The 23,783-nt window shown below is 63.7% G+C and carries 20 protein-coding genes; 12 read left to right on the forward strand and 8 right to left on the reverse strand.

From position 1 onward, the window contains the following. Window positions 1–27 precede the first annotated feature (27 nt). The gene (locus tag C6W91_RS02505; RefSeq protein ID WP_274839798.1) at window positions 28–3,300 is read right to left on the reverse strand and encodes an efflux RND transporter permease subunit; all 3,273 of its coding nucleotides are present in this window, start codon (window positions 3,298–3,300) and stop codon (window positions 28–30) included. Next, window positions 3,297–4,313: an efflux RND transporter periplasmic adaptor subunit gene (locus C6W91_RS02510; protein ID WP_082996059.1), complete on the reverse strand. Its 1,017-nt coding sequence runs from the start codon at window positions 4,311–4,313 to the stop codon at window positions 3,297–3,299. The genes C6W91_RS02505 and C6W91_RS02510 overlap by 4 nt, the downstream gene beginning before the upstream one ends. A gap of 351 nt (window positions 4,314–4,664) precedes the next feature. Here C6W91_RS02510 and C6W91_RS02515 point away from each other — a divergent pair, with 351 nt between their 5' ends. Together C6W91_RS02515 and C6W91_RS02520 are read left to right on the forward strand one after the other, a co-directional pair. After that, complete coding sequence (locus tag C6W91_RS02515; protein ID WP_274839797.1) at window positions 4,665–6,854, forward strand: dehydrogenase E1 component subunit alpha/beta; 2,190 nt, start codon at window positions 4,665–4,667, stop codon at window positions 6,852–6,854. Further along, window positions 6,851–7,885 (forward strand): ACP S-malonyltransferase, encoded by a 1,035-nt coding sequence (locus C6W91_RS02520; protein WP_065271955.1) that lies wholly within the window; start codon window positions 6,851–6,853, stop codon window positions 7,883–7,885. The genes C6W91_RS02515 and C6W91_RS02520 overlap by 4 nt, the downstream gene beginning before the upstream one ends. 3 nt (window positions 7,886–7,888) lie before the next feature. Here the strand turns inward: C6W91_RS02520 and C6W91_RS02525 are convergent, their stop codons facing one another. Further along, window positions 7,889–8,323 carry a helix-turn-helix domain-containing protein gene (locus C6W91_RS02525; RefSeq protein WP_065271956.1) on the reverse strand — a complete coding sequence of 145 codons (435 nt, stop codon included), beginning with the start codon at window positions 8,321–8,323 and terminating at the stop codon, window positions 7,889–7,891. Between the two features lie 73 nt (window positions 8,324–8,396). On the opposite strand from C6W91_RS02525, the gene C6W91_RS02530 reads away from it, so the two are divergent. Continuing rightward, window positions 8,397–9,023 (forward strand): cation transporter, encoded by a 627-nt coding sequence (locus tag C6W91_RS02530; protein WP_274839796.1) that lies wholly within the window; start codon window positions 8,397–8,399, stop codon window positions 9,021–9,023. A gap of 87 nt (window positions 9,024–9,110) precedes the next feature. Here C6W91_RS02530 and C6W91_RS02535 read toward each other — a convergent pair whose 3' ends face one another. Beyond that, window positions 9,111–10,613, reverse strand: coding sequence for a malonyl-CoA synthase (locus C6W91_RS02535; RefSeq protein ID WP_274839795.1), 1,503 nt, complete (start codon window positions 10,611–10,613; stop codon window positions 9,111–9,113). Window positions 10,614–10,708: 95 nt separating this feature from the next. Here C6W91_RS02535 and C6W91_RS02540 point away from each other — a divergent pair, with 95 nt between their 5' ends. Then, complete coding sequence (locus C6W91_RS02540) at window positions 10,709–11,650, forward strand: DMT family transporter (RefSeq protein WP_065271959.1); 942 nt, start codon at window positions 10,709–10,711, stop codon at window positions 11,648–11,650. A gap of 91 nt (window positions 11,651–11,741) precedes the next feature. Next, complete coding sequence (locus tag C6W91_RS02545) at window positions 11,742–12,245, forward strand: GNAT family N-acetyltransferase (protein WP_274839794.1); 504 nt, start codon at window positions 11,742–11,744, stop codon at window positions 12,243–12,245. A 113-nt stretch (window positions 12,246–12,358) separates the two neighbouring features. Here the strand turns inward: C6W91_RS02545 and C6W91_RS02550 are convergent, their stop codons facing one another. Beyond that, window positions 12,359–13,924, reverse strand: a complete 1,566-nt coding sequence (locus tag C6W91_RS02550; protein WP_274839793.1) for an alkaline phosphatase — start codon at window positions 13,922–13,924, stop codon at window positions 12,359–12,361. A 139-nt stretch (window positions 13,925–14,063) separates the two neighbouring features. Next, complete coding sequence (locus tag C6W91_RS02555; protein ID WP_274833160.1) at window positions 14,064–14,495, reverse strand: MarR family winged helix-turn-helix transcriptional regulator; 432 nt, start codon at window positions 14,493–14,495, stop codon at window positions 14,064–14,066. Between the two features lie 113 nt (window positions 14,496–14,608). Between C6W91_RS02555 and C6W91_RS02560 the strand changes: the two genes are divergently transcribed. Continuing rightward, on the forward strand, window positions 14,609–15,037 hold the full coding sequence (locus C6W91_RS02560) for an organic hydroperoxide resistance protein (RefSeq protein WP_274839792.1): 429 nt from the start codon (window positions 14,609–14,611) through the stop codon (window positions 15,035–15,037). Window positions 15,038–15,138: 101 nt separating this feature from the next. Here the strand turns inward: C6W91_RS02560 and C6W91_RS02565 are convergent, their stop codons facing one another. Then, complete coding sequence (locus C6W91_RS02565) at window positions 15,139–16,005, reverse strand: branched-chain amino acid aminotransferase (RefSeq protein WP_274829965.1); 867 nt, start codon at window positions 16,003–16,005, stop codon at window positions 15,139–15,141. A gap of 161 nt (window positions 16,006–16,166) precedes the next feature. On the opposite strand from C6W91_RS02565, the gene C6W91_RS02570 reads away from it, so the two are divergent. The 5 genes from C6W91_RS02570 (at window position 16,167) to dxs (ending at window position 20,638) form a co-directional block, all read left to right on the forward strand. After that, complete coding sequence (locus tag C6W91_RS02570; protein WP_065271965.1) at window positions 16,167–16,679, forward strand: MarR family winged helix-turn-helix transcriptional regulator; 513 nt, start codon at window positions 16,167–16,169, stop codon at window positions 16,677–16,679. Then, on the forward strand, window positions 16,676–17,377 hold the full coding sequence (locus C6W91_RS02575) for a response regulator (RefSeq protein WP_065271966.1): 702 nt from the start codon (window positions 16,676–16,678) through the stop codon (window positions 17,375–17,377). Before C6W91_RS02570 ends, C6W91_RS02575 begins: the two co-directional genes overlap by 4 nt. 155 nt (window positions 17,378–17,532) lie before the next feature. Then, a complete protein-coding gene (locus C6W91_RS02580) occupies window positions 17,533–17,781 on the forward strand; it encodes an exodeoxyribonuclease VII small subunit (RefSeq protein WP_065271967.1) in 249 nt (82 codons plus the stop codon). Window positions 17,782–17,785: 4 nt separating this feature from the next. Further along, window positions 17,786–18,670, forward strand: coding sequence for a polyprenyl synthetase family protein (locus C6W91_RS02585; protein WP_370570412.1), 885 nt, complete (start codon window positions 17,786–17,788; stop codon window positions 18,668–18,670). 39 nt (window positions 18,671–18,709) lie between these two features. Beyond that, window positions 18,710–20,638 carry a 1-deoxy-D-xylulose-5-phosphate synthase gene (gene dxs / locus C6W91_RS02590; protein WP_274839791.1) on the forward strand — a complete coding sequence of 643 codons (1,929 nt, stop codon included), beginning with the start codon at window positions 18,710–18,712 and terminating at the stop codon, window positions 20,636–20,638. A 53-nt stretch (window positions 20,639–20,691) separates the two neighbouring features. On the opposite strand, the gene C6W91_RS02595 is transcribed toward dxs, so the two are convergent. Further along, entirely contained in the window at window positions 20,692–21,579 is an 888-nt protein-coding gene (locus C6W91_RS02595) for an SDR family oxidoreductase (RefSeq protein ID WP_274839790.1), read from the reverse strand. Window positions 21,580–21,704: 125 nt separating this feature from the next. Here C6W91_RS02595 and C6W91_RS02600 point away from each other — a divergent pair, with 125 nt between their 5' ends. Continuing rightward, window positions 21,705–23,711: a hydantoinase/oxoprolinase family protein gene (locus C6W91_RS02600; RefSeq protein ID WP_274839789.1), complete on the forward strand. Its 2,007-nt coding sequence runs from the start codon at window positions 21,705–21,707 to the stop codon at window positions 23,709–23,711. Window positions 23,712–23,783 lie beyond the last annotated feature (72 nt).

Consider the following 23,783-nt stretch of genomic DNA (forward strand, 5'->3'; position numbering starts at 1 on the left):
CGGGGCAAGCCCCGCCAAACCGATGCATTATGCCGTGTCGCGACCGCCGCGGAACGCCCAGTAGATCGCCGGGATGACCAGCAGCGTCAGCGCGGTAGAGGTCGCCAGCCCGAACAGCAGTGAAATCCCCAGCCCCTGGAAAATCGGATCGACCAGAATAAAGGCCGCGCCCGACATCGCCGTGATCGCCGTCAGGAAGATCGGCAGGAACCGCACGCCCCCTGCCGCCAGCAGCGCATCATGCAGCGAACGTCCGTTGTCCTGTTCGCGGCGGATGAAATCCACCAACAGGATCGAGTTCCGCACGATAATCCCGGCAAGGCTGATGAAACCGATCATCGATGTCGCCGTGAAGGGCGCATCCATCGCCCAGTGGCCCAGGGTGATCCCGATCAGCGTCAGCGGGATCGGCGTCATGATCACCAGCGGTAGCTTGAAGCTGCGGAACTGGCCGACGATCAGGAAATAGATCCCGATCAACGCCGCACCAAAGGCTGCGCCCATATCGCGGAAAGTGACATAGGTGACCTCCCACTCGCCATCCCACAAAAGGATCGGATTGCTCTCATCCATCGGCTGACCGTAAAGGGTGACCTCGGGCTTCATCCCCTCGGGCCAATCGCGGGCGTCGATCTCTTCCTGCACCGCGATCATGCCGTAAATCGGCGCTTCGAACCGGCCCGCCAGATCGGCGGTGACCATCTCCAGATCCAGCCCGTTCTTGCGGAACACCGGCCATGAGCCCTGCTCGACCGAAACGCGCACCACCTCGCCCAGTTCCACGTTGCCCTCACCGATGCCGGCGGGACCACGGGCGGGCAAGGGTGTCGCCAGCAGCGCTTCGGTGACCTGACGGCGTTCCTCGCTCAGCTTCAGACTGATCGGAATGGGCCGCACCCCGCCGCCGCGCTGGGAATAACCAACAGTGGTGCCATGGAACAGCAGCGACAGCGTGTCATAGACCGCGCTTTGCTCCACCCCGTGAAAATCAAGGCTGGCCTGATCGATCTCGATCCGCAGCCGTTCGGGCGGGTGACCGAAACTGTCGTCCACATCGACGATGAAATCCACGTCCGTAAAGATCTCGCGCAGGCCGGTGGCCACCTCGCGGCGGGTTTCAGGATCGGGGCCATAGACCTCGGCCAGCAGCGTCGCCAGAACCGGCGGTCCGGGCGGCACCTCGACCACCTTGACCGATGTGCCTGCGGGCAGATCCACCTCGGCCAGCCGCGCGCGCAGGTCCAGCGCGATGGCATGGCTTTGGCGATCACGCTCTTCGGAGTCGGCCAAGTTGATCTGCAGATCGCCCAGTTCCGGGTTCTGCCGCACGAAGTAATGCCGCACGAGGCCGTTGAAGTTGAACGGCGCCGCCGTGCCTGCATAGGCTTGGATGCTTTCGATCTCGGGGATTTCGGCGGCCGCCTGCGACAGAGCGAACAGGGCGCGCTCGGTGTCTTCCAGTGTCGCGCCTTCCTGCAGATCAACGATCACCTGCACTTCGGACTTGTCATCAAAGGGCAGAAGTTTCACGACCACCGACTGGGTGCCGAACAGGGTGACCGAGGCCCCGGTGGCCACAAAGACGAGGATCAGGAAAATGGCCGCGCCGCTGCGGCTGGCCAGCAAGGGCCGGGCAATGGCGCGATAGATGCGGGCCATGCGGGAATCCTCGCCGTGACCATCCTCTGCCCCATGAACCGCAACAGCGCCCGGTTTCCGCCGCTGAAGCCGCAGCATGATCCAGGGTGCAAAGATCACCGCCACGAAAAAGCTGAGGATCATCGCCGCCGAGGCATTGGTGGGAATGGGACTCATGTAGGGGCCCATCATGCCGGAGACAAACAGCATCGGCAGCAAGGCAAAAACGATGGTGAGCGTGGCGATGATGGTCGGATTGCCCACCTCGGCTACCCCGCGCAGGGCGACCTTGGTCTTGTCGCCATTGGGATCCAGCCGCCAATGGCGGGCAATGTTTTCCACCACCACGATGGCGTCATCGACCAGGATCCCGATCGAGAAGATCAGCGCGAAGAGCGACACCCGGTTGATGGTGAACCCCATCAGGTAGGAGGCGGCAAAGGTCATCAGGATGGTGGCGGGAATGATGATCAGCGTCACCACCCCCTCACGCCAGCCGATGAAGACCACGATCATCAGGAAGATCGACACGCTGGCCCCCGCAAGGTGCGAGAACAGCTCGTCCGATTTCTTCTGCGCCGTCTCACCGTAGTTGCGGGTGACCTCAACCTCCAGCGCATCGGGCAGGAAATCGCGTTCGGCAATCTCCAGCCGCTGCAGCAGTTCCTTGGCCACGTTGACAGCATTGGCGCCTTCGCGTTTGGCAAAGGCAAGCGAGACCGCCGGTCGTGGTGTGGCCTCTCCAGGGTGCAGGGTCCAAGCGCGGTTGTCCGCATCGGCGGGCGCAATGCTGACGCGGGCAACGTCCTTGACGTAGACCGGGCGCCCGTCACGGGTGGTGACCAGCAAAAGGCCCAGATCGGGTTGGCCAACCAGGCTCTGCCCGCTCAGCAAATCGCGGGAGGCACCGGTCTGGCGCACCCGGCCCAACAACTCAGACCGGTTGGCATTGCGCACCTTCTCGGCCAGTTGCTCCAGCGTGACACCATAAAGGGCAAGCGCCGCCGTGTCCGGCTCCACCCGGATTTCCGTGCGGCTGTCGCCTACGATATAGGTGCGGCCCACGTCTTCGGCCTTGGACAGTTCCGACATCAGCTGCGAGGCGACTTCGCCCAGGTTGGCCCTGTCCCACCGCTCTGCCTCATCGCGCGGCAGATCCGCGCGCGGGGCGAGTGACAGAACCAGAATAGCGACGTCGTTGACCCCGCGCCCGATGATCAGAGGCTCCGGAATGCCGATGGGCAGTTGGTCGAAATTGGCTCGGATTTCGGAATGAACGCGGAGGATTGCGTCATCCTCGGGAACGCCCACCTCGAACCGGGCGGTGGCCATGATACGGTCGTCAAAGCTCTGGCTGTAGACGTGCTCGACGCCGGGCAGGCGCTGCAGCAGTGCCTCGATCGGCTTGGCGACAAGCTCCACCGCGTCATCGGCGGCCAACCCGTTGGCCTGGATGAAGACATCCACCATGGGCACCGAGATCTGCGGCTCTTCCTCGCGCGGCAGCATCAACAGGGCCACGAACCCCAGAATCAGAGCCGCAATCAGCAGCAGCGGCGTCAGCGGTGAGTTGATAAAGGCGCGTGAAATGGAACCCGCAATGCCCAGCGATTCCCCGGCCCCGTCATCGGTGCGCGCGTCGGTGTTGGGTGTTGTGCTCATTGCTGCGCCGCCTCATAGGGGGTCAGCCGGTCGCCGGGCTTCAGCCCCGCCAGAACCTCGATCCCGCCATCGACACGCACGCCAGGCTGCACCACCACTTCGGCATCGCTGTCGAGCCGGGCAAAGGTGACGCCATGGCGCTGCTGCAGATACCCTTCGGGCACCACGATGGCCGGACGTTGCCCGGTGGCGATCAGCAGCCGCACCCGTTCCCCGACAAAGAAATCGCCCAGCCCCTCGGCCTCCACATCGACCACGACCTGACCGGCCACCAGCTCGGGGTAGATCTTGGCGACGCGTCCGTCGCTTTGCACCTCGGTGTTGGTCAGCGCGCCGCGCGCCAGAATGCGCACGGTTTCACCGGTTTCCAGATAGCGGGCGTGGCGTTCCGGCAATTCGGTGCGCAGCACGAAATTCTCGGTGGCGATGGTGGCGATGGTTTCGCCGGGATTGACGAACATGCCATCCACCACCGGCACGCTGAGGATCCGACCCGCTTCGGGCGCCAGCACGATCCCCTCGGCCTGACGCGCCTGCAACAGATCCCGCTGGGCCTGCTGGGCGGCCAGATTTTCCTCGGCCACGTTCAGCGCCGTCTGCGCCTGATCCACCGCCGTCTTGGGCGAAGCCCCCCGCTCGCGCAGCTCCAAGGCGCGGGTCAGATCAATCCGCGCAAGGGCGATCTGCGCCTCCAGCGCCCGGATGCCGGCCTCGACCCCGGCGATCTCAAGCGCCAGCTTTTCATCGACGATCCGCGCCAGGGTCTCGCCGCTTGCGACGCTGTCGCCTTCCTCCGCGCTCAGCTCGTACAGGTTGCCGGACAGGCGGGCGCGGGCCAGGGCGCGTTTCACGCTTTCGACCTTGCCGAACACAGGCCGCCAGTCAGAGACCTCGGTCATCTCAACATCAAAAGCCTGCGCATGGACCCCGTTTGAGGCCAGCAGGCAGATCACCGGCAGCAAGGCACGCAGTGATGAAATTCGGAGCGGCAAGGCTCGGGGCGAAAAGCGCATATTCGTTCCTCTTCAGGGCTTGGGGTCGCGCAACATGACTGGTTCCGCACCGAAAGCTTTGGCCGACACATTCGCAGGGCGAAATGTATCGGGCTTTGACCTAGCTCAACCAACCATCCCAAAGGTTGCATGAAAAACAAAGCTTTTGATCGTGGAAACCTCGACAATTGCGCCCTGGTGGGGCCGGTCCGGGGGCGTTCCTCCGTTGAAACCCAACCTTGATCCTTTCCAAATCGCCTTTGACACACGCTCACTCATTCCATTGCGTCATGAATTGAGCTTGCATACTCATTGGAAATCCGCCCCCATCTGGAGGATAACCCCAACCGGACACTGACATGAGGACATCAGATGGATCGCGCCCAGATCGTGCATCAGAATTTTCTGGACCGGGTTGCAGCCGGACAGTTGCCAGCCGGAGCTTCACCGCGCAGCGGGCTTGCCCCGGAAACGGCCGTCGCGGTCTACCGCGCCCAGGTGCTGAGCCGGGCGCTGGATCTGACCAGCCGCACCATGCAGAAGGCCGGTGAGGGGTTCTATACCATCGGCTCCTCCGGCCACGAAGGCATGGCCGCCGTCGCCCGTGCCCTCCGCGCCGATGACATGGCCTTCCTCCATTACCGCGACGCCGCCTTCCAGATTGCCCGCGCCGATCAGGTGCCGGGGCAGCGCATCGCCTGGGACATGCTGCTGTCCTTTGCCTGTTCTTCCGAGGATCCCACCTCGGGCGGACGGCACAAGGTTCTGGGCTCCAAGGCACTGATGATCCCGCCGCAGACCTCCACCATCGCCAGCCACCTGCCCAAGGCGGTCGGCGCCGCCTATTCGGTGGGTGCGGCCCGCCGCCATCGCCCGGAACACCAGCTGCTGGCCGATGACAGTATCGTCATGTGTTCCTTTGGCGATGCCTCGGCCAACCATTCCACCGCGCAGGGCGCGATCAACACGGCGGGCTGGACCTCGGTGCAGTCGATCCCGCTGCCGCTTCTGTTCGTCTGCGAGGATAACGGGATCGGCATTTCCACCAAGACGCCAACCGGCTGGATCGAATCCTCGATGGCGGGGCGGCCCGGTATCAAGTATTTCAAGACCGACGGGCTGGATCTCTACGAGGCCTACGCCACTGCGCTGGAGGCCGCCGAATACGTGCGGGCGCGGCGCAAGCCCGCCTTCCTGCACCTGCGCACCGTGCGTCTTTATGGCCATGCGGGCGCCGATGTGCCCACCACCTATCTGGCAAAGTCCGAGGTTGAAGCCGATGAGGCGAACGATCCGCTGCTGCACTCCGTGCGCCTTCTGGCCGAGGCAGGCGCGCTGGAGCCGCAGGAGGCGTTGAAGATCTATAACGACACCTGCGACCGCGTGGAACGCATCCGGACCGAGGTCGTCACCCGCCCGCATCTGAAAACCGGCGCCGATGTGGCCGCCAGCCTGATCCCGCCCGCGCGGGCCTGCACGCCCACCAACGGGGTGCCCCCGGAAAAACGCGCCGAGACCTTTGGCAGCGACATGCGCGCCATGGACGAGCCACAGCCGATGTCCCGCCTGATCAACTGGGCATTAACCGATCTGATGCTGGAGCATGGCGAAATCGTCATGATGGGCGAGGACGTGGGCCGCAAGGGCGGCGTCTATGGCGTAACGCAGAAGCTGCACCAGCGGTTCGGCCCCGACCGGATGATCGACACGCTCTTGGATGAACAATCCATCCTTGGGCTGGCCATCGGCATGGGCCACAACGGCTTCCTGCCGATGCCAGAGATCCAGTTCCTTGCCTATCTGCATAACGCCGAGGATCAGATCCGCGGCGAGGCTGCGACGCTGCCGTTCTTTTCGAACGGGCAGTTCTCGAACCCGATGGTGCTGCGCATTGCCGGGCTTGGCTATCAAAAGGGTTTTGGCGGGCATTTCCACAACGACAACTCCTTGGCCGTGCTGCGCGACATTCCGGGGATCGTCATCGCCTGCCCCTCGGACGGGGCCGAGGCCGCGATGATGATGCGCGAAGCAGTTCGCCTTGCCCGCGAGGAGCAGCGGGTCGTGGTCTTTGTCGAGCCTATCGCACTATATCCCATGCGCGACCTGCATGAGACCAAGGACGGCGGCTGGATGCGGAGCTACCCTGCCCCGGATCAACGGATCGCACTAGGAGAGGTCGGCATCGACGGCGATGGCACCGATCTGGCCATCGTGACCTATGGCAACGGGCGGTATCTGTCGACACAGGCCAAGGCCGAACTGGAAGCCAAAGGCATCAAGACCCGCATCATCGATCTGCGCTGGCTGGCGCCGCTCCCGGCGGAGGCGCTGCTGGAGGCGACCAAGGGCTGCAAACACGTACTGATCGTGGATGAATGCCGCACCACCGGCAGCCAGTCCGAGGGGTTGATGGCGCTGTTCACCGAAAACGGCGTCACGGCGCTCGCCCGCCATGCGGCGGGGGATTGCTTTATCGCGACCGGGCCCGCCTATGCGGCCACTCTGCCGTCCAAGGATAGCATTCTGGCCGCCGCGCTGGACCTGACCGGAGGTGCAAAATGACCCGCAAGGCCGTACTGATCTGCCCCGGGCGGGGCACCTACAACAAACCCGAACTCGGCTACCTGCACCGCCACCACGGGGACAAGGCGGCGCTATTTGCGGGCTTTGACGCCCAGCGCAGCGCCGCAGGACAGGAAGAGGTCACCACGCTGGACGGGGCCACCCGGTTCTCGGTCTCGAAATATTCCCGCGGAGATATCGCATCGCCGCTGATCTATGCTGCTTCGCTGGCAGATGCGCAGTCTCTGGCGAAGGATATCGAGGTTGTCGCGGTCACTGGCAATTCCATGGGCTGGTACATTGCCCTGGCCGCCGCCGGGGCGCTCAGCGCCGAGGACGGCTTTACCGTGGTCAACACCATGGGCACGCTGATGCAGGAGCAATTGATCGGCGGGCAGCTGGTCTATCCTTTCGCAGGCGCTGACTGGCAGAACGATCCCGCCCGCAAGGCGGAACTGCTTGCGATCGTGGCCGATATCAACACTCGCGCGGGCCACGATCTGGTACTGTCCATTGATCTGGGCGGTATGCTGGTCTTGGCCGGGAACGAGGCGGGCCTGTCTGCCTTTGAGGCTGCCGTGCCGGTGGTCGAGGAGCGGTTCCCCATGCGCCTGGCCAATCACGCGGCCTTCCATACCTCCCTTCAAGCCCCCGTCGCTGCCGAGGGGCGCAAACGTCTGGCCGCAGGCATGTTCAGCCAGCCCAAGGTGCCGCTCATTGACGGGCGCGGTCATGTCTGGTGGCCCGGCGCCACCGATACGCAGGCGCTGTGGGATTACACGCTCGGCCATCAGGTGGTGGAGCCTTATGATTTCACCCGCGCGGTGCAGAACGGGGCGCTGGAGTTTGCGCCGGATCTCTTCATCGTCACCGGCCCCGGCACCACGCTGGGCGGCGCGGTGGCGCAATCGCTGGTGCACGCGGGCTGGCAGGGTATGAGTGGCAAGGCTGATTTCAAGGCACAGCAGGCCAAGGCGCCCTCCCTGATCTCGATGGGCGATGACGCGCAGCGCGCGATTGTCACGGGTTAGGGTCTAATCAGCCCTGCGAACAGGCCCGTGATCGGCGGCGCATTGGCTATGATCGCCAAGCGCCGTCAGCACCTTGCAATGACCGCCATTGCCCCCGTCACACAGATGGGAAATACGTTCCAACTCGCTCGCCAGTTGCTGCAACCGTGCAATGCGGGCGCGCACCTGATCAAGCTGCGCGCGGGCGATGCGGTTGGCCTCGGCGCAATCTTCGCCCAGCTCCCCGTCCAGCGCCATCAGCACCTTGATATCCTCCAGCGCAAAACCAAGGTCGCGGGCGTGTTTGATAAAGCCCAGCGCCTCAAGGCCGTCCTGACCATAGCGGCGCTGGTTGCCCGCATTGCGCCCGGCAGGCGGCAACAGGCCAATCTCCTCGTAGTATCGGATGGTGGGCACCTTGACCCCCGTTGCCTTGGACAGCGCGCCGATGGAAAACATTTTAGCCCCCTCTTGAACCTCTAGTGACTAGAGCCACTAGGTTGACCTCGAATCGGAACAAAGGACAAGGGCAATGGCAGGATGTTGCGGGCATGAGGCGCGGTTCGACGGGGTTTCGGCCGCCTATAAACGACGTCTCTGGGTCGTGATCGCGATCAACGCGGGCATGTTTGCGGTCGAGATGGGCGCAGGCCAGATGGCAGGCAGTCAGGCGCTGAAGGCGGACGCGCTGGATTTCCTCGGCGATGCGCTGACCTATGGGATTTCACTCGCCGTCATCGGTGCATCGCTCAGCACCCGGGCGCTGGCGGCGCTGGCCAAGGGGATCAGCCTTCTGATGATGGGGATGTGGGTGTTTGGGTCGACCGTCTACCACGTGTTTGTGCTGGGTGTGCCGCAGGCCGAGGTGATGGGCGTCATCGGGTTCATGGCCTTGGCGGCCAATGTGACCTCGGTCCTCCTGCTGGCGGCCTATAAGGACGGGGATGCCAATGTGCGCTCGGTCTGGCTGTGCTCGCGCAACGACGCCATCGGCAATGTGGCGGTGATGATCGCGGCGCTGGGGGTCTGGGGCACCGCTACCGGCTGGCCGGACCTGATCGTGGCCGGGATCATGGCAGGGCTGTTCCTGAATTCCGCCTGGCAGATCCTTGTGCAGGCCATTCAGGAACGCCGCGAAGATCTGGCGCATCAGCACTAAGGACTAGGGCGGTGCCTGCCTGGGGAGGCGCATATGCGCCTGCCGGGGGACAGGCAGGCGCAGCCCGACCTATCGGCCGGGCGAAACTCAGGCAAACAGCTCGGCATAGTCTTCGCGCAGGGCCTTTTTCTGCACCTTGCCCATGGTGTTGCGTGGCAGGGCGTCGAGCAGGATCACCTCTTTGGGCTGCTTGAACTTCGCCAATTGCCCCGACAACGCCGCCTTCACCGCCTCCGAACTGGTGCCTTCGCCCGTGGGGACAACCACGGCCACCACTGCCTCGCCGAAATCAGGATGCGGCACGCCGATCACCGCGCTTTCCAAGACGCCGGGGAGATCATCGATCAGGCTTTCCACCTCTTTGGGGTAGACGTTGAAGCCGCCGGTGATCACCAGATCCTTTTCCCGGCCGACGATGGTGACATAGCCGTCTTCGTCCATGCGGGCCATGTCCCCGGTGATGAACCAGCCATCGGGAAGCAGTTCCTCGGCGGTCTTTTCCGGCATCTGCCAGTAGCCCTGAAACACATTGGCCCCGCGCACATGAAGGACGCCGGTCTCGCCCGTCGGGACTTCCTTGTCCCCCGCCATGATCCGCGCCTCGACCCCCGGCAGGGGAAAGCCCACGGTGCCTGCGCGGCGTTCGCCCTCATAGGGGTTCGAGGTGCTCATGTTGGTTTCGGTCATGCCATAGCGTTCCAGAATACGGTGCCCGGTCCGGGCCTCCCATTCCTCATGCGTGTCCACCAACAAAGGCGCCGAGCCGGAGATGAAAAGGCGCATGTTCTCGGCGCGTTCGCGCGTCAGGCGCGGATCCGCCAGCAGGCGCGTGTAGAAGGTCGGAACCCCCATCAATGCCGTGGCGCGTGGCATCGCCTCCAATATCTCGTCTGCGTTGAAGCCCTTGAGGAACACCAGCCGCGCCCCGGCCAGCAGCGCCACATTGGTCGCCACGAACAGCCCGTGAGTGTGAAAGATCGGCAGCGCGTGGATCAGCACGTCCTGATCGGTGAACTGCCAGTAGTCGCGCAGCATCAGCGAGTTCGACGCGAGGTTCTCATGGCTCAGCATCGCACCTTTGGAGCGCCCGGTGGTGCCCGAGGTATAGAGGATCGCCGCCAGATCATCCGGCCCGCGCGGCACCGGATCAAAGCCGCCACGCCCCACGACGGCATCGGTCAGGCTGCCCAGACCCTTGCCATCCAGCGTCACCACGCGGGCGTCACCTGCAATTTCGGCGATGTCGTCCTCGCGAGCGGGATCGCAGACCACTACGCGGGGGCTGGCATCGCCAAGGAAATAAGCCACCTCAGGCGTGGTATAGGCGGTGTTCAAGGGCAGGAAGACACCCCCCGCCATCACCGTGCCAAGGTAAAGCTGGATCGCCTCGATGGTCTTTTCAACCTGCACCGCAACCCGGTCACCGGGCTGAACTCCCATCGCCACCAGCGCTGCCGCGTTGCGCTCGGCACCGGCAAACAATTCGCCGAATGTCATGCTGGCCCGTGCCGGGAAAGTGGCGAAATTGCGCGTCTCATGGCCAATTGAGGCGGCCCGCAGCCGGGAAATCAGGTGGTTGGCATCATACATCGGCTGGCTCCTTCATCAACGCAGGTATCTGCGCCAGAGCGGGGCGGAAAATCAAGCCATTGATCTTTGCCGCGCAGGGGCGCAGGTTCCCCGCCATGACAAAACCCTTAACATCGCATCGACCGATTCTGGCGATTCTGCTGAAAGTCGCCGCCATCGGTCTATTCACCATGCTCTCGGCTCTGATCAAGGCGGTATCAGAAGAGGTTCCGACAGGTGAGGCGGTGTTCTTCCGTTCCTTCTTTGCCATCCCGGTGATCGTGGTCTGGCTGGCCCTGCGCGGCGATCTGCGCGACGGGCTGAAGACGAAGAACCCGATGGTACACGTCTGGCGCGGGTTGGTGGGAACCTCTGCGATGGGGATGACGTTCCTTGGCCTTGGCCTCTTGCCGCTGCCCGAGGTGACAGCCATCGGCTATGCGACACCGATCTTCACGCTGATCCTGGCGGCCGTGTTTCTGGGCGAGACCATTCGCATGGTGCGGATCTCGGCCGTTGCCATCGGCCTTGTCGGGGTGATGATCATGATTTGGCCGCGGCTTGGTTCTGGCGCGGATCTGTCGGACGGGGCGACGCTGGGCGCGCTTCTGGTGCTGGGCGCAACCATCGCGCGGGGGTTCGTGCAGATCCACGTGCGCCGCATGGTGATGACCGAGCCGACCGCCGCCATCGTGTTCTATTTCTCGCTGACCGCATCCGCGCTGTCGCTGCTGACGCTGCCCTTTGGCTGGGTCATGCCCAGCGGAGAGGTTCTGGCGATGCTGATCGGGGCTGGCCTTGTTGGCGGGATTGCGCAGATCCTCGTGACTTCTTCCTACCGGTTTGCGCCTGCCTCGATGCTGGCGCCCTATGATTATGTCTCGATGATCTTTGCGATCCTGCTTGGCTATTTCTGGTTCGACGAGCTGCCGACCTTTGTCATGCTGGCCGGTGCGACGCTGGTAATCGCGGGCAATGGGCTGGTGATCTGGCGCGAAAGCCGCTTGGGGCTGGAACGCGGCAAGGCGCGCGCGGTCACCGATCCCAAGGGGGGATAAGGGCAAGGCAGCCACGGCAATGTGATTGGCCCGGACGCCCTGCATGGCGCCACTATGCGGGGATTGACGATACCCTCTACGGACCGCCGCCTTGACCGAGACTTCCCCCAGTTTCCTCCCGCCCGCAATCACGCTGGCGCGTCTGACCGACGTATCGCCCGCGCAGATCCTGGCGCATATGTCCGATCCCCGCGTGGCGACGCATCTGCCCTTGATGACCGAAGGCTGGGATGCCGCGATGGTGCGCCAATTCGTTGAGATGAAAGAGGCGCGCTGGCAGCAAGACGAGTTGGGCCATTGGGCGTTTCTGGCTGATGGCGCCTATGTCGGATGGGGCGGATTTGAAAAGGAAGGGGAGGAATGGGATCTCGGGCTGGTTCTGCGGCCAGACTGCTTTGGCCTTGGGCCGCGCATATCGCGGCAATTGCTGGAGTTTGCGCGGCATGATGCGCGCATTCCCTATGTCACCTTCCTGTTGCCGCCTTCGCGCAAATCACTGGGCGCGCTGTCCCGGCTGGGCGCGCGGTTTCTGGAAGAGATCGACTACGATGGCACCCGTTTCCTGAAATTCCGCCTCGACACCCCGCAGAGCTAAGGCGCATTTCATTGGCGGGTCAAACGGCAAGACAATGAAATTGGTAAATTGGCCCGGGACGTCGCCCCGGGCCATCGGTTCTTTGATTGCCTCTGTCCTTACGGGCAGATGGATCAGATGCTGGCGCCCTTGGGATCCAGGGTGATCTTCCACAACTCCTGATCGGCGCGGTCCATCAGGCGCACGGTCATCTGCTGGGTGGCGCCGTCGATGTCCACCAGACCGAAGAACTGCAGACCCATCGAGGGCGGCAGGTTGGCACCCTGCTCCTCGGTCGGGGCCTTCACGAACTTCACTTCGGGGCCAAAGGTGCCGTCCAGCGCGTTCGGACCAAAGGTGCCGGCATGGAGCGGGCCGGAGACGAACTCCCAGAAAGGTTCGAAGTCCTGGAAGGCCGCCTTGTCCGGGTTGTAGTAATGCGCCGCAGTGTAGTGCACATCGGCAGTGAACCAGACGGTGTTGTCGATCTTGGCGGTCTTGATGAAGCGCAGCAGGTCAGCGATTTCGAATTCGCGGCCCTTGGCGCTGCCATCTTCACCGTTCGAGATCGCCTCGACTCGCTCACCGTCGCGCACGACCAGACCGATGGGCATGTCGCAGGCGATGACTTTCCAGGTGGCGGTGGATTTCACCAGCTCACGCTTGAGCCATGCGATCTGCTCGGCGCCCAGAAGAGTGGTTGCCTCATCCGCGGGGTTTTCCTGCAGACCCAGGCTGTTGCCCGCGCGATAGCTGCGCAGATCGAGGAAGAAGACGTCCAGCATCGGGCCGTAGCCGATCTTGCGGTACACCCGGCCGGGTTCGGCAGGCGTATAGCTGATCGGGGTCATCTCGTGGAACGCCTTGGCCGAGCGGGCCGCCAGCACATGCACGTTCTTCTCGGTGTAGCGGTCGTCGCCGCTCAGATCCTTGGAATCGGACCAGTTGTTGACAACCTCGTGGTCGTCCCACTGGAAGAAGGTCGGGCACAGGGCGTTCATTTCGCGCACATGCTCGTCCATCATGTTGTATTTCCACTGGCCGCGGAATTCGTCCAGGGTCTCGGCGACTTTGCGCTTTTCGTCGATCAGGGTGGCGTTCTTCCAGATCAGCTGACCGTCCTTTTCGACCTCGTCCTGCATCGGGCCATCGGCATAGATGGTATCGCCCGAGTGGATGAAGAAATCGGGGCGGTGCTGGGCCATGGTCGCATAGGTGCGCATGCCTTCGTCATCGATGCCCCAGCCCTGACCGGCGGTGTCGCCCGACCAGGCAAAACGCACATCGCGGCGCGCGGTCGGCGCGGTGCGGAACTGACCGACGATGGGGTCCGATGTCGCCTGCAGATCGTTCAGATCCGCAGCCACAAAACGGTAGAAGATATCCTGATCCGACGGCAGGCCATCAACCATGCGCTTGACGGCGAAATCGTTGCTGGGGCCTGCGGTCAGCGGCGCCAGCTGGCGCGCATTGGCAAAGCTTTCGGTGGTGGAGACTTCCATCATCACCCGCGCGGGGCGGTCGGTGCGGGTCCAGATCATCCCGGACATGGTGTCCACGTCGCCGGACTGAACGCCGTGCGTAAAGACCGGGCGCGCCGAAGCACGCGAAATCGAGGGCGCCGCCAGCGAGGCAGCAAAAGCGGTACCACCCGCCAGGAAAGCCCGGCGGCTGGGGCGCATAAAGCGATGAGAAGACATGAGATTCCCCTGTCTGTTACATTGGATAGGTGGCGCCAGACAGACCGCGCCAATGTAAAATCTTTCCGCGCTCAAAATGAAACTTTGACGAACGTTTTGTGACCCCCTGCCCGCGCGGTGAAAGGACGGGCTGGCCAGGTCAGGCGGAGTCCAGCCGCGCGCGCAGGGCGTTTACCCGGTCGCGCAATTCGATCAGCTCATTCAGATCGCCGCCCATCGCCTCGATGACGCAGGTGGAAATTTCCTGCGCCTCGGCCTGCAGAGCCTGCCCCTTGTCGGTCAGGGACACGATCAGGCTGCGCTCATCCTCGGGATTGCGGCGGCGGGTCAGGTAGCCTGTGCTTTCCATCCGCTTCAACAGCGGCGTCAGCGTATTGGTTTCCAGATCCAGCCGCTTGCCCAGATCGCTGACTTTCTGTTCGTCCTGCTCCCACAGGGCCACCAGCACCAGATACTGCGGATAGGTCAGGCCCAAGGGCGCCAGCAGGGGACGGTACAGCCGCGTCAGCGCGTGGTTCGCCGAATAGAGCGAGAAGCACAGAAGATCGTCAATTTTCAGGGTCCGGTCCATGTCTTCATGATTTATGTCGCGCACGCTTTAATCGCAAGCGGTTGATTTTTGGCTCGTAGCCTCTATTTATATCGTACACGATATAATCGTACACGATTCAAAAAGGAGGCAACATGTCCATCACCCCGATCTACACCGCAGGCGCCACTGCAACGGGCGGCCGCGACGGCAAGGCCAGCATCCACGGCAGCGAGGTTCATTTCGATCTGGATCCGCCCCGCGAAATGGGCGGCGGCGGTAAAGGCAGCAACCCGGAACAGCTTTTTGCCGCCGGATATGCGGCCTGCTATATCGGTGCGATGAAATTCGCCACGACCCAGGACACATCCCTGGCCAGGGTGCCCGACGATGTTTCTGTCGATGCTGCGGTTGGCATCGGCCCGCGCGCCGAAGGCGGCTTTGGCCTGTCGGTCACCCTCAAGGTCTCCATGCCCGGTGTGGACAAGGCCGAAGCCCAACGCATCGCCGATGCGGGCCACGCCATCTGCCCCTATTCCAACGCCACCCGCGGCAATATTGAAGTCACCACCGAGGTGGTCTGACAGCCCCGCCACCGGGCGCCCACTGCACCGCAGGTGCTGAAACAGAAAAAGCGCGGGCCAATCGGTCCGCGCTTTTGCATCTTACCAACAGATCTGACGGATCAGCTGCGCACCAGCGCCTCATAGGCCTCGGCGATCTCGCGGGTCAGCGCGCCGACTTCGAACGTGTAGGGGCCGATCTCGCCCACCGGGGTGACCTCGGCAGCGGTGCCGGTTAGCCAGCACTGTTCAAAGCCTTCCATTTCCTCGGGCATGATGTGGCGCTCGTGCACGGTGATGCCACGGTCCTTCAGCATGCCGATCACGGTCTGACGGGTGAGACCGTTGAGGAAGCAATCGGGCAGCGGCGTATGCACTTCGCCATCCTTCACGAAGAAGATATTGGCGCCGGTCGCCTCGGCCACGTAGCCGCGGTAATCCATGAACAGCGCATCCGAGCAGCCCTTGGCCTCGGCCTTGTGCTTGGAGATGGTGCAGATCATGTAAAGGCCGGCCGCCTTGGCGTGCACCGGGATGGTTTCCGGGCTCGGGCGTTTCCACTCTGCGATGTCCAGCTTGGCGCCCTGCATCTTGGCGTCGCCGTAATAGGCACCCCAGCCCCAGACGGCGACCGCCATCCGCACCGGGTTCTTGGCCGAAGCCACGCCCATGTCTTCGCCCGCGCCGCGCCAGACCAGCGCCCGCACATAGGCGTCGGTCAGACCCGAGGCCTTCAGGGTCTCCTCCTTGGCGGCTTCGATCTGATCCACGGTATAGGGCATCGGCATGTCCAGCGCCTCGGCCGAGGCGATCAGGCGCTCGGAGTGTTCGCGGCTCTTGAAGATCTTGCCGTTATAGGCGCGCTCGCCCTCAAAAACGGAAGACGCATAATGCATCGCATGGGTCAGGATATGCACCTTGGCATCCCGCCATTCGACCATCTCCCCGTCCATCCAGATCAATCCGTCACGGTCATCATATCCGGCCATGCCGCACCTCCACTAAATCCATCGATGTTTTCATAAGTTGCGCTCGAAATGACCGGAGCGGACATATTGTTGCGCCAAAGCTGCGATTCGATACATCTTCACCCTTGGAATGTCAATAACGCTGACTTAAACTGCCTGTGAGAGCAGTGGAGGGGACAGCCATGCCGGAAGGGCGTTCAGGACAGGGTTTTGGCGGCGAAAGCCTGTTGTTTCTGACGGACGAACAGCTCCGCCAGGGGATCGAGGCGGTGTTCTTTGCCTACCGGGGTTTTACCGCAGATCCCGACCGGATCCTCGCCGAAATGGCCTATGGCCGGGCGCATCACCGGGCGATCCACTTTATCAACCGGGCGCCGGGCACAACGGTCAACAACCTGTTGACCATTCTGGGCGTCACCAAGCAATCGCTGAACCGGGTACTGCGCACCCTGATCGAAGACGGGCTGGTCGAAAGCAGGGTCGGCACCGCCGACAAGCGGGAACGGCATCTTTACCTCACCGAAAAGGGCGTGGCCCTGGAAACGGCACTGTCCGATGCCCAGCGCGCCCGCATGCGCAGCGCCTATAAAGAAGCCGGCCCCGAGGCGGTACAGGGCTTCAAGAAGGTGCTGGAAGCGATGATGGATGCGGATATGCGCCGGGTCTATGCCAAGCTGCGGGAAACCGGATCATGAGCACCAACGACGCACATCTGATGATCGTGGATGATGATGAGCGCATCCGCAGCCTGTTGAAGAAGTTCCTGATGCGGGCCGGGTTCCTTGTTACCGCCGCGCGCGACGGCGCCCATGCCCGGCGGCTGCTGGCCGGCCTCGATTTCGATCTGATTATCATGGATGTGATGATGCCGGGCGAGGATGGCGTCAGCCTGACCCGCGCCTTGCGCGAAACCATGACCACGCCGATCCTGCTGCTGACCGCCAAGGGTGAAACCGATGACCGCATCGCCGGGCTGGAGGCCGGGGCCGACGATTACCTCTCCAAACCGTTTGAGCCCAAGGAGCTGCTGCTGCGCGTCAACGCCATCCTGCGCCGGATGCCCGATACCGTGGCCGAGGACAGCATTCCCAAGGTTCTGCACCTCGGCGCCATCCGCTATGACATCGAACGGGGCGAGATGTGGCAGGGGGACGATCTGATCCGCCTCACCGGCACCGAAAGCCAGCTGATGAAGATCTTTTCCGCCCAGCCCGGAGAGCCGATCAGCCGGGCAAAACTGGTCGAGGATCTGGGCCGCGACCGGGGCCAGGCGCAAGAACGCGCCGTGGACGTGCAGATCACCCGCCTGCGCCGCAAGATCGAACCCAACCCGAAACAACCGCAATACCTGCAAACCGTGCGCGGTGCGGGCTATATGCTGGCGCCGGACTGAGCCACCCCCGGCCCCGCCCCAGACCGGTAAAGCTGCCGCCTTTCCACGGCGCGTTTATGCCGCTCTCACACCTCGACTTTGACGTGCAGATATGATCTGAACGCCCTGCCCGTCTCCGCCCGGGCGCATGTGGAAGAACTGACAGAGGCAGCCAGATGACCGAGACCCAGACCCCCGTCGAAGAGATGAGCTTTGAACAGGCCATGCACGAGCTGGAACGCGTGGTGGATCAGCTGGAACGCGGCGATGTGGCGCTGGATGCCTCGATCGCGCTGTACGAACGCGGCGCGGCGCTGAAGAAACGCTGCGAGGACGAGCTGAAGCGCGCCGAGGAAAAGGTCGCCGCCATCACCCTGGATGCAAATGGCACCCCGACCGGCACCCAGCCGCTGGATGCGGGCTGAGGGCATGACCACGGAGATGCAGGCGGACACGCGCGCCTTTCAGGCGGCGCTGCTGGATGCCCAGACCCGGATCACCGCCCATATGGACATGCGGCTGAGCGGCACCGACCGGCTGCACGATGCCATGCGCTATGCCATGATCGGCGGCAAGATGCTGCGCGGATTTCTGGTGCTGGAAAGCGCCCGCTTGCATGGTGTCGATGCAACCGCCGCGCTGGATGCGGCGCTGGCCATCGAATGCGTGCACGCCTATTCGCTCGTGCATGACGATCTGCCCTGCATGGACGATGACGACCTGCGCCGGGGTCAGCCGACCCTGCACCGCAAATGGGACGAGGCCACGGCGACGCTCGCCGGGGATGCCTTGCAGACATTTGCCTTTGAACTGTTAGCTGCCGATCACATCGGCCCGCAGGCGCTGGTGCTGATCCGGGCGCTGGCGCAATCCGCAGGCAAGGACGGCATGGTTTCGGGGCAGATGATGGACATCGCCGCGGAAACCGCAGGCACGCCGCTGACACTTGACGAAATCACCCGGCTGCAAGCCCGCAAGACCGGTTGCCTGATCGAATGGTCCGCCACCGCCGGTGCGGTTCTGGCCGGCGCGGATACCGGGCCTTTGCAGGCCTACGCCTCGGCGCTAGGGCTTGCTTTTCAGATCGCTGACGACATCTTGGATGTTGAAGGCGATGCCAGCAAGGTCGGCAAGGCCCTGCGCAAGGACGAAACCGCTGGCAAGGCCACCTTTGTCTCCCTGCTGGGGTTGGAACCGGCAAAAGCCCGCGCAGAAGAGCTGTGCGGCACCGCCTGTTCCGCGCTTTCTTCCTATGGGGAGGAGGCTGCAATCTTGAAGGACGCCGCCCGCTTCGTTATTGCGCGCGATAGCTAACCTGCGCACCATTTGCTGCGCCACTCCCGAGGAGGAGCCATGTCTGAGAGGCCCCATACCCCGCTACTGGATCAGATCGCCCGCCCTGCGGATCTGAAAGGCCTCAGCGACCGCCAGCTGACGCAGGTCGCGGACGAGCTGCGCCAGGAGACCGTTTCCGCCGTTTCTGAAACGGGCGGCCACCTGGGCGCAGGCCTTGGCGTGGTGGAGCTGACAGTGGCGCTACACGCGGTGTTCGACACGCCGCGCGACAAGGTGATCTGGGATGTCTCCCACCAGTGCTATCCGCACAAGATCCTGACAGGCCGCCGCGACCGCATCCGCACCCTGCGCAAGAAAGACGGGCTGTCCGGCTTCACCAAACGCGTCGAATCTCCCTACGACCCCTTTGGCGCCGCCCATAGCTCCACCTCGATCAGCGCGGCGCTGGGGTTCGCTGTCGCCCGCGATCTGGGGGGCAACGTGCCCGAAGGACTGGGTGATGCCATCGCGGTGATCGGCGATGGCGCCATGTCGGCTGGCATGGCCTTCGAGGCAATGAACAACGCCGGCCACCTGGGCAAGCGGCTGATTGTGATCCTCAACGACAATGAAATGTCGATTGCCCCACCGGTGGGCGCGCTGTCGTCCTACCTGTCGCGCCTTTACGCCGAAGAACCCTTTCAGGAGCTGAAGGCCGTGGCCAAGGGCGCTGCCTCCTTGCTGCCGGAACCCTTCCGCGAAGGTGCCAAACGCGCCAAGGACATGCTGAAGGGCATGGCCGTCGGCGGCACCCTGTTTGAATCCTTAGGCTTTTCCTACCTCGGACCCATCGATGGGCACGACATGGACCAGCTTTTGCCGGTGCTGCGCACGGTCAAGGCGCGCGCCTCGGGACCGATCCTGATCCACGTGCTGACGAAAAAGGGAAAGGGATACGCCCCCGCCGAGCGCGCCGATGACAAAGGCCACGCCACGGCGACCTTTGACGTCATCACCGGCAAGCAGAACAAGCCGCCGTCGAACGCGCCGTCCTATACCTCGGTCTTTGGCGACGAGCTGGTGAAGCTGGCCGCGAAGGACGACAAGATCTGCGCTGTCACCGCCGCCATGCCCGATGGCACCGGCCTGGGGCTGATGGCCGAACGCTACCCCTCGCGCACCTTTGACGTCGGCATTGCAGAACAGCATGGCGTCACCTTTGCCGCCGCACTGGCTGCCGGGGGCATGAAGCCCTTCTGCGCGATGTATTCCACCTTCCTGCAACGCGGCTATGATCAGGTGGTGCACGATGTGGCAATCCAGCGCCTGCCGGTGCGTTTCGCCATCGACCGCGCTGGTCTGGTGGGCGCCGATGGCGCCACCCACGCAGGCAGCTTCGACATCGCCTATATGGCCAACCTGCCCGGCATGGTGGTGATGGCCGCCGCCGACGAGGCCGAACTGAAACACATGGTCGCCACCGCCGCCGCCCACGATGACGGCCCCATCGCCTTCCGCTATCCCCGCGGAGAGGGCGAAGGTGTCGATATGCCCGAAGAGGCCGAAGTTCTGGAGATCGGTAAGGGCCGGATGATCCAGAAAGGCGCCCGCGTTGCGATCCTGTCTTTCGGCACCCGTCTGGGTGAGGTGAAAAAGGCGGCCGAGTCCCTGTCTGCCAAGGGGATCACGCCCACTATCGCGGATGCGCGGTTCGCCAAACCCTTGGACCGCGAGATGATCCTGCAGCTGGCCGAAGGTCACGAGGCGCTGATCACCATCGAGGAAGGCGCAGTGGGCGGTTTCGGCAGCCACGTTGCGCAGCTCCTCGCCGAGGAAGGCGTTTTCGATTCCGGCCTGAAGTTCCGCTCGATGGTGTTGCCCGATACTTTCATCGATCAGGCCAGCCCGGCGGATATGTACGACGTGGCCGCCATGAACGCCCCGCAGATCGAAGCCAAGGTGCTGGAGGTTCTGGATATCGCGACGATTGGGGAAAAGCGGGCTTAACACGCCGTCAATAAGCCTGTGACTGCCTGGAGAGGCCCGGCCGATTGGTCGTACTACAAGGCTGGCGGATCCGCCGGGGGCGTGTAACTTTCCAGATTCTCAGCCAATTTCACCGCGCGCAGGCCCGTGCGGTAATCGGGATAGGCCAGCCTCACGCCCAGTTCCTCCTTGATGCGGGTATTCCGAACGCGCTTGTTCTCACCGTAGAAACTGCGCGCCATCGGGGTCATTCCGGCCTCATCAAAGGGCACTTCGGCAGGCACCGGCAGGCCCAGCAGCTCCGCGCCGTAACCAAGCACATCCTGCGGCGGAGCGGGTTCATCATCGCAGACATTGTAGATCGCACCCGGGTTGGGTCGGTCGATCGAGGCCTCCAGCACCGTCGCGATATCCTCCACGTGGATGCGGGAAAACACCTGTCCGGGCTTCACGATGCGCCGCGCCTTGCCCGCCATCAGCTTGGCAAAGGGACCGCGGCCGGGACCGTAGATGCCCGCGAGGCGAAAGATGTGCAGCGGTAGATCCGGTATCGCCTGCCATGCCGCCTCGGCCTGCGCGCGCCAGTTGCCGCGACGGCTGGAGGGGGCAACGGGCGTGTCCTCATCCACCCAGGCGCCGCCCTGATCGCCATAGACGGCGGTGGTGGAGAGATAACCGACCCAGTCGAACTGTCCGGACGCCGCGCGCGCCGCCAGTTCCTCCCGCAGCGCCTCCATCACCGGATCGCCATCCGCATTCGGACCAACCGAGGAGAGCACATGGGTGACGCCCTCCAGCGGGACGTTCGCGCCGGGCCATTGCAGCAGCTCCACGTCCTCATCCGGCTGGGCCTCACCCAGATCCCGCGTGGTGCCAATCACCCGCCAGCCCCGCGCCAGCATCCGCCGCGCCAGCGCCCGGGCCGAGTAGCCATATCCGATACAGAGAAGTGTTTTTGTCATGCCCCAATAGATGCGTCGCAGAGGGCTGCCCGGCAAGGGCGGAAATATCCGCGATGACGCAAACGGGATGGACCGGGGCGAAAACGGCGCTAAACCGGGGGCAGCGAACGGAAAAGGATCAGGCGATGGCGCTGCTACTCGGTGTGGATACGGGCGGGACCTATACGGATGCGGTGCTGATCCGCGACGAGGAAGAGGTGATCGCATCGGCCAAATCTCTGACCACCCGCCACGATCTGGCCATCGGCGTCGGCGGTGCGGTGCGGGCAGTGCTGGACCAGTCCGGCGTCGCGCCGCAGGAGATTTCGCTGGCGGCATTGTCCACCACCCTGGCCACCAATGCGTTGGTCGAAGGGCAAGGTGGACGCGTGGCGCTGATCTATATCGGCTTTGCCCCCGAAGATCTGGAACGTCACGGGTTGCGCGACGCGCTGAAAGGCGATCCGGCGCTGGTGTTGGGGGGAGGGCATACCCATGCCGGAAGCGAGGCTGCGCCGCTTGATACAGACGCGCTAATGGCCTTTTTAGAGACTGAATCGGCAGGGGTGAGCGGCTATGCCGTGGCCGGTGTCTTTGCCACCCGCAACCCCGCGCATGAGCTGGAGGCCGCCCGGATCATCACCGAAGCAACCGGCGCGCCAGTCACCTGTTCGCACCAGCTATCGGCAAAACTCAACGGGCCGAAACGGGCGCTGACAGCGGTGCTGAACGCGCGGCTGATCGGGATGATCGACCGGCTGATCGGGCGGGCACAGCACACATTGGCGGACCTCGGGATCACGGCGCCGATGTTGGTCGTGCGCGGCGATGGCGCCCTGATGTCGGCAGAACAGGCGCGGGAACGCCCCATCGAAACCATCCTCAGCGGCCCGGCAGCCTCGATCGTTGGCGCCCGCTGGATGACCGGGGTCGACACCGCGCTGGTCAGCGATATCGGCGGCACCACCACCGACGTGGCGCTGATCCGGGGCGGAAAACCGGCCATAGATCCGGCCGGGGCGCGGGTCGGAGATTACCGAACCATGGTAGAGGCCGTCGCCATGCGCACCACCGGTCTGGGCGGCGACAGCCAGGTCCATATCCAAAGCGAAGGGTTGAACGGCGGGGTGACCCTGGGTCCGCGCCGGGTGGTCCCGGTCTCTCTGATCGCCCATCAGGCGCCGGAGGTGGTGCATGCGGCGCTGGACCGGCAGATCAACGCAACGGTTGTCGGGGAACACGACGGCAGGTTTGTCCGGGCGATCCCAGGTCAGCCGACAAGCGGCCTCGGAGAGCGGGAGACGGCCCTGCTGGAGCGGATCGGCACCGATGTGCATCCTCTTGGCGCCGTGCTGCGCACCCGGATGGAGCAAGGCGCCCTGAACCGGTTGGTGGATCGCGGGCTGGTGCAGTTGGCCGGCGTCACCCCGTCGGATGCCTCCCATGTACTGGGCCGCCTGAACGATTGGGACAGCGCAGCCGCCGAAAAGGCGCTGACCATCTTTGCCCGCCGCCGCATCGGCAGCGGCGACCCCCTTGCCCCCGATGCCGAAACCCTGGCCCGTATGATCATCGACCAGCTGACAGAACAGACATCATTAGCTTTGTTAGAGACTGCTTTTGCCGAAGAAGGCGACACATTCGGACTGCCTGCGGATCAGCTGGCCCGCCATATCCTGCTGCGCAGGGGATTGGAAAATCACCGGGGCATGCTGTCGCTCAGCGCGGCGCTGAACGTGGATGTGGTGGGGCTTGGTGCCTCGGCCCCCAGTTACTACCCGGCGGTGGGAGAGCGCCTGCATTGCCGGATGATCCTGCCCGAACACGCCGGGGTCGCCAATGCCATCGGCGCCGTCGTCGGCCGCGTCACCCTGCGTCGCAGCGGCACCGTGACTTCCCCTGCCGAGGGGAAATTCCGGGTACATCTGGAGGATGGGCCGCAGGATTTCAGCGCCTCAGAGGACGCGCTGGCCTTGCTTGAAACCCATCTGAGCCAAGAGGCAGAGAAAGAGGCCCGCGCGGCAGGAGCCGAGGATATCCATGTGCATGTGGAACGGGACATCCGCACCGCCCAGGTCGAGGCGCGCGAGGTATTTGTCGAAGCCTTCATCACCGCCGAGGCCAGCGGCCGCCCGCGCGTGGCACTGGGCTGATACCCAGAAATAAAGAACCCGCCCTTGCGGCAGCAAGGACGGGTTTAGCACCTTATATTCCGATGATATCAG

Origin of the sequence: Phaeobacter sp. SYSU ZJ3003, assembly GCF_041300735.1 — a bacterium.
Lineage (GTDB): Bacteria > Pseudomonadota > Alphaproteobacteria > Rhodobacterales > Rhodobacteraceae > Phycobacter > Phycobacter gallaeciensis_A.